This is a genomic window from Microbacterium sp. (assembly GCF_035554235.1).
Lineage (GTDB): Bacteria > Actinomycetota > Actinomycetes > Actinomycetales > Microbacteriaceae > Microbacterium.
This window is the reverse complement of record NZ_DATMIO010000134.1, coordinates 1-4908: the sequence shown is the minus strand read 5'-3', so window position 1 is coordinate 4908 and position 4908 is coordinate 1. Positions and strand designations below refer to the sequence as shown.

Annotated in this window: 7 protein-coding genes and 1 pseudogene; all 8 read left to right on the top strand. The window is 68.9% G+C overall.

The features are described from left to right. The coding region (gene ftsZ, locus VNT50_RS06885; RefSeq protein WP_325484363.1) for a cell division protein FtsZ at window positions 1-1005 on the top strand (1005 nt) is incomplete at its 5' end. A gap of 2 nt (window positions 1006-1007) precedes the next feature. Then, complete coding sequence (locus VNT50_RS06880; RefSeq protein WP_325484362.1) at window positions 1008-1724, top strand: YggS family pyridoxal phosphate-dependent enzyme; 717 nt, start codon at window positions 1008-1010, stop codon at window positions 1722-1724. 32 nt (window positions 1725-1756) lie between these two features. Then, window positions 1757-2224 (top strand): cell division protein SepF, encoded by a 468-nt coding sequence (locus tag VNT50_RS06875; RefSeq protein ID WP_325484364.1) that lies wholly within the window; start codon window positions 1757-1759, stop codon window positions 2222-2224. Window positions 2225-2230: 6 nt separating this feature from the next. Beyond that, window positions 2231-2530, top strand: coding sequence for a YggT family protein (locus VNT50_RS06870; RefSeq protein WP_325484361.1), 300 nt, complete (start codon window positions 2231-2233; stop codon window positions 2528-2530). Between the two features lie 96 nt (window positions 2531-2626). After that, a complete protein-coding gene (locus VNT50_RS06865) occupies window positions 2627-3223 on the top strand; it encodes a DivIVA domain-containing protein (RefSeq protein WP_325484360.1) in 597 nt (198 codons plus the stop codon). 8 nt (window positions 3224-3231) lie between these two features. Further along, on the top strand, window positions 3232-3810 hold the full coding sequence (gene lspA / locus VNT50_RS06860) for a signal peptidase II (protein WP_325484359.1): 579 nt from the start codon (window positions 3232-3234) through the stop codon (window positions 3808-3810). Between the two features lie 2 nt (window positions 3811-3812). After that, entirely contained in the window at window positions 3813-4733 is a 921-nt protein-coding gene (locus tag VNT50_RS06855) for an RluA family pseudouridine synthase (protein WP_325484358.1), read from the top strand. A gap of 68 nt (window positions 4734-4801) precedes the next feature. Next, a pseudogene (locus VNT50_RS06850) lies at window positions 4802-4908 on the top strand (GNAT family N-acetyltransferase); the annotation flags it as partial.

The following is a 4908-nucleotide window of genomic DNA, read 5'->3' as shown; positions in this document are numbered from 1 at the left end:
GACGCCGACGTCAAGCTCGACGTCGGACGAGAGCTCACCCGCGGCCTCGGCGCGGGCGCCGACCCCGAGGTCGGGCGGCGCGCCGCGGAAGATCACGCCGAAGAGATCGAAGAGGCCCTCGCGGGGGCCGACATGGTCTTCGTGACGGCGGGCGAGGGCGGCGGCACCGGAACCGGTGGTGCGCCCGTGGTGGCGCGGATCGCGAAGTCGATCGGCGCCCTGACCATCGGCGTCGTGACCCGTCCCTTCTCGTTCGAGGGACGGCGTCGCCAGAGCCAGGCCGACGCGGGTGTCAGCAAGCTCAAGGAAGAGGTCGACACTCTCATCGTGGTGCCGAACGACCGCCTGCTCGAGATCAGCGACCGCGGCATCTCGATGATCGAGGCGTTCGCCACCGCCGATCAGGTGCTGCTCGCCGGTGTGCAGGGCATCACCGACCTCATCACCACGCCGGGTTTGATCAACCTCGACTTCGCCGACGTCAAATCGGTCATGCAGGGAGCCGGATCCGCCCTGATGGGCATCGGCTCCGCGCGCGGAGCCGATCGCGCCATCAAGGCGGCCGAGCTCGCGGTCGAATCCCCGCTGCTCGAGGCGAGCATCGAGGGTGCGCACGGCGTGCTGCTCTCGATCCAGGGCGGATCGAACCTCGGCATCTTCGAGATCAACGACGCCGCACAGCTCGTGAAGGAAGCGGCGCACCCCGAAGCGAACATCATCTTCGGAACGGTCATCGACGACACGCTGGGCGACGAGGTGCGGGTTACGGTCATCGCCGCCGGCTTCGACAGCGGTGAGCCCACGGCACGCCTCGACATGCCGCTCGCGGCCACGCGCCCCGCCCCCGCCCTCCCGTCGCTCAGCGACGACGATGAGATCAAGTCGGAGGCCCGCGAGAAGGTGTCGGTCGGCGCCGCATCCACCGCCCCGGTGCTGTCTGAGACGGGCGGGTACGACTCCGCCTTCGGCGATGACGACCTCGACATCCCCGACTTCCTGAAATAAGGGTGAACGGGTCCCCGAGCGAGCCCGCCGGGCGGGGCGAAGGGCTCGCGGCGCGACTCGCCGCGGTCGATGCGCGCATCGCCGAGGCGGCGCGGGCGGCGGGCCGCGACCCCGGCGAGCTGACCCGGATCGTCGTCTCCAAGTTCCATCCCGCCGAGCTCGTGCACGCGCTCTACGAGCTGGGCGTGCGCGATTTCGGGGAGAACCGGCAGCAGGAGTTCACGGCGAAGGTCGACGAGGTCGGACCGCTCCCCGGCATCCGATGGCACTTCATCGGGCAAGCGCAGACCAACAAGGCCCGATCGATCAGGAAGGCGGCATCCGCGGTGCATTCACTCGACCGAGCGCGCCTCGCCGACGCCTTCGACGCGGCCGCGGACGACGACGCGAGGCTCGACGTGCTGCTGCAGGTGAACCTCACGGACGATCCCGATCGTGGGGGCGTCGCGCCGCGGGATGTCGAGGCGCTCGCCGCGCACATCGCCGGATGCCGCACGCTCGCCCTGCGCGGGGTGATGGCTGTCGCCCCCCTCGACGAACGACCCGCGACGGCGTTCGAGCGCCTGCGCGGCTACGCCGCCCGCGTGCGCGCGGTGGTGCCCGAGGCGACCTGGCTCTCGGCCGGAATGACGGCCGATTTCACCGAGGCGATCGCCTGCGGTGCGACACACCTAAGGATCGGGTCCGCAATCACGGGCCCGCGACCGGCACGGGGTTAATCTCAATGAAGACGAGCAACACGGAGGATGCGATGTCGAACCCGCTGAAGAAGACCATGGTGTACCTGGGCCTCGCCGACGAGGAGGAAGCCTACGATGACGCCCCTCAGCCGACCGCTCGCGCCACCCGCGAACGTGAATCGCGCGAGGTCGAGACCAGGGCTCCCGTGACCCCCTTGCGCAAGCCAGCCGTCGTGCGTCAGCCGATGGTCGGCACCGTGAGCGAGATTCTCACCGTCCACCCGAAGCAGTACCGCGACGCCCAGGTGATCGCCGAGAACTTCCGCGAGGGCATCCCGGTCATCATCAACCTCTCGCAGATGAGCGACGCCGACGCGCGCCGTCTCATCGACTTCGCGAGCGGTCTGTCGCTGGGGCTCTACGGCCGCATCGAGCGTGTCACGAGCAAGGTGTTCCTGCTGTCGCCCGAGAACGTGGCGGTGTCGGGCGACGGAGGCATCGCGCAGGCGGATGCCGACTCCGTCTCCTTCGCACCGTAGGTCAGCGTGGGCGTGCTCCAACTGATCTTCGGGATCGTCAACGCTCTGCTGCTGCTCTACGTCTTCGTGCTCTTCGGGCGACTGATCTTCGAGTACATCCCGATCTTCAATCGGGAGTGGCGACCCAAAGGCGCCTGGCTCGTCATCGCGGAGGTCATCTACACGATCACCGATCCGCCGATCAAGTTCTTCCGTCGCTTCATCCCGCCCCTGCGCATCGGTGGCATCGCGATCGATTTCGCCTTCGCGCTGACGATGCTCGTCTGCTTCATCCTGCTCGCGGTGACCCGGTCCCTCGCGGGCTGATCGACCCCCGACTATGCTTGCTAGGGCGTTGCCGTCCTGGCGAGCCGCAGCCCGACTCTGGCCAGCGTCCCAAAACTCATCGAAAGAGGAGCCACCATGGCATTGACCCCGGATGACGTCGTTACCAAGCAGTTCCAGCACGTCCGGTTCAAGGAGGGCTTCGACCCCGACGAGGTCGATGACTTCCTCGACGAGATCGTCGTCGAGTGGCGCAAGACGATCGCCGAGAACGACGAACTGAAGGCGAAGCTCGCCCAGTACGAGTCGGGCGAAGCAGCGCCGCAGCCGACTGCCGCGGCACCGGTCGAAGAGGCCAAGCCCGAGCCCGTCATCGAGGCCCCCCGTGCGGTCGACGGCGCACCGCCCGCCGCCGCGAGTGCCGGCATCATCGAGCTCGCGCAGCGCCTGCACGACGAGCACGTGGCCGAGGGCAAGGCACAGCGCGACCAGCTGATCTCCGAAGCGCAGTCCGAGGCGGCACGCATCGTCTCCGAGGCCGAGGCCAAGCAGCGCGAGGAGCTCGAGCGTCTCGAGAAGGAGCGCGGTGTGCTCGAGGGACGCATCACCGAGCTTCGCCAGTTCGAGCGCGACTACCGTGCACAGCTCCGCAGCTACATCGAGGGCAAGCTCCGCGATCTCGAGACCACGGCGGCGTCGTCGGGTTCGACTCCGGTCTCGGCCATCGGCCTCTAGGGCGGGCTTTGTCGCGCCGAGCCCCCCTGCGAACGGCGGCGGCCGGCACCATCATCGCGATACTCGCGGCGACGGTGCTGGCCGCCGATCAGTTCACCAAGTACCTCGCTATCCAGAATCTGCCCCCGGAAGAGCCGGTGCAGATCATCGGCGACTTCCTCGTCTTCTACCTGGTGCGCAACCCGGGGGCGGCGTTCTCGCTCGGCGAGGGCGTCACGTGGATCTTCACGATCGCGTTGGCCGTGGTCGCCGCCATCATCGTCTGGCTGATCACGAAGGTGCACTCGCGCCTGTGGGCGGTCATCCTGGGACTGCTGCTCGGCGGCGTCCTGGGAAACCTGACCGACCGGATCTTCCGCGAACCGGGCTTCCCGGTCGGCCACGTCGTGGACTTCATCTCGACGCCGTGGATGATGCCCGCGATCTACAACGTCGCCGACATCTTCATCGTGCTCGACATGATCGCCGTCGCGGCGCTCGTGCTCTTCGGCGTGCACCTGGACGGAACGCGCGAGGGCAAGGCGGGCAAGGGGATGGATGCCGCGGGCGATGCCCCGGCCGGCACCGACGAGCCCTCGAAGGCCTGAGCATGGAGACGCGCAGCATGCCCGTCCCCGACGGGCTCGATGGCACGCGAGTCGATGCCGGCCTGGCGAAGATGCTCGGTTTCTCACGCACATTCGCGGCGGAGGTCGCGGAGGCGGGCGGGGTCGTGCTCGACGGCGCGGTGCTGGGCAAGTCCGACCGCCTGCGCGGCGGTTCGTGGCTCGAGGTATCGTGGCGGGCCCGGGAGGAGCCGACCATCGTGCCCGTGGTCGTGGCGGACCTCGGGATCGCCTACGACGATGACGACATCGTCGTGGTCGACAAACCGACGGGGGTCGCCGCGCATCCTTCGGTGGGCTGGGAGGGGCCGACCGTGCTCGGAGCCCTGGCGGGCGCCGGATTCCGCGTCGCCACCACCGGCGCTGCCGAGCGCCAGGGCGTCGTTCACCGCCTCGACGTGGGCACGAGCGGCCTCATGGTCGTCGCGAAGACCGAGCGGGCGTACACGGCCCTGAAGCGCGCCTTCAAGGAACGGGAGGTCGAGAAGGTCTACCACGCGGTCGTGCAGGGGCACCCCGATCCGCTCGCCGGAACGATCGACGCGCCCATCGGGCGGCATCCATCGCATTCGTGGAAGTTCGCCGTGACCTCCACCGGCAAGGACTCGGTCACGCACTACGAGACGCTCGAGGCGTTTCCGGGCGCCGCGCTCCTCGAGATCCACCTCGAGACGGGGCGCACGCACCAGATCCGCGTGCACATGGCCGCCCACCGGCATCCGTGCGTCGGCGATCCGCTCTACGGCGGCGACCCCGTGCTCTCGGCGCGGCTGGGGCTCACGCGGCAGTGGCTGCACGCGCGAGAGTTGTCGTTCGCACACCCGTCGACGGGGGATTGGGTCACCTTCACGTCGAGCTATCCCGCCGACCTGGCCCACGCGCTCGAGGTGCTGCGGGGCGACTGAGCTCAGCGGTGTCCGGAGGGCGAGGCGGGTGGTTGCCGGTGTCGGTGGCGCGCGGCATCCTGGGTCGCATGGCGATCACCGTGCGGCCCGCGAGCGTGTTCGACGACGTGCGGATGATGGTGGGACCGAAGAACCCCGACGCCAACGTGTGCTGGTGCCTGAGCTACCGCATCCC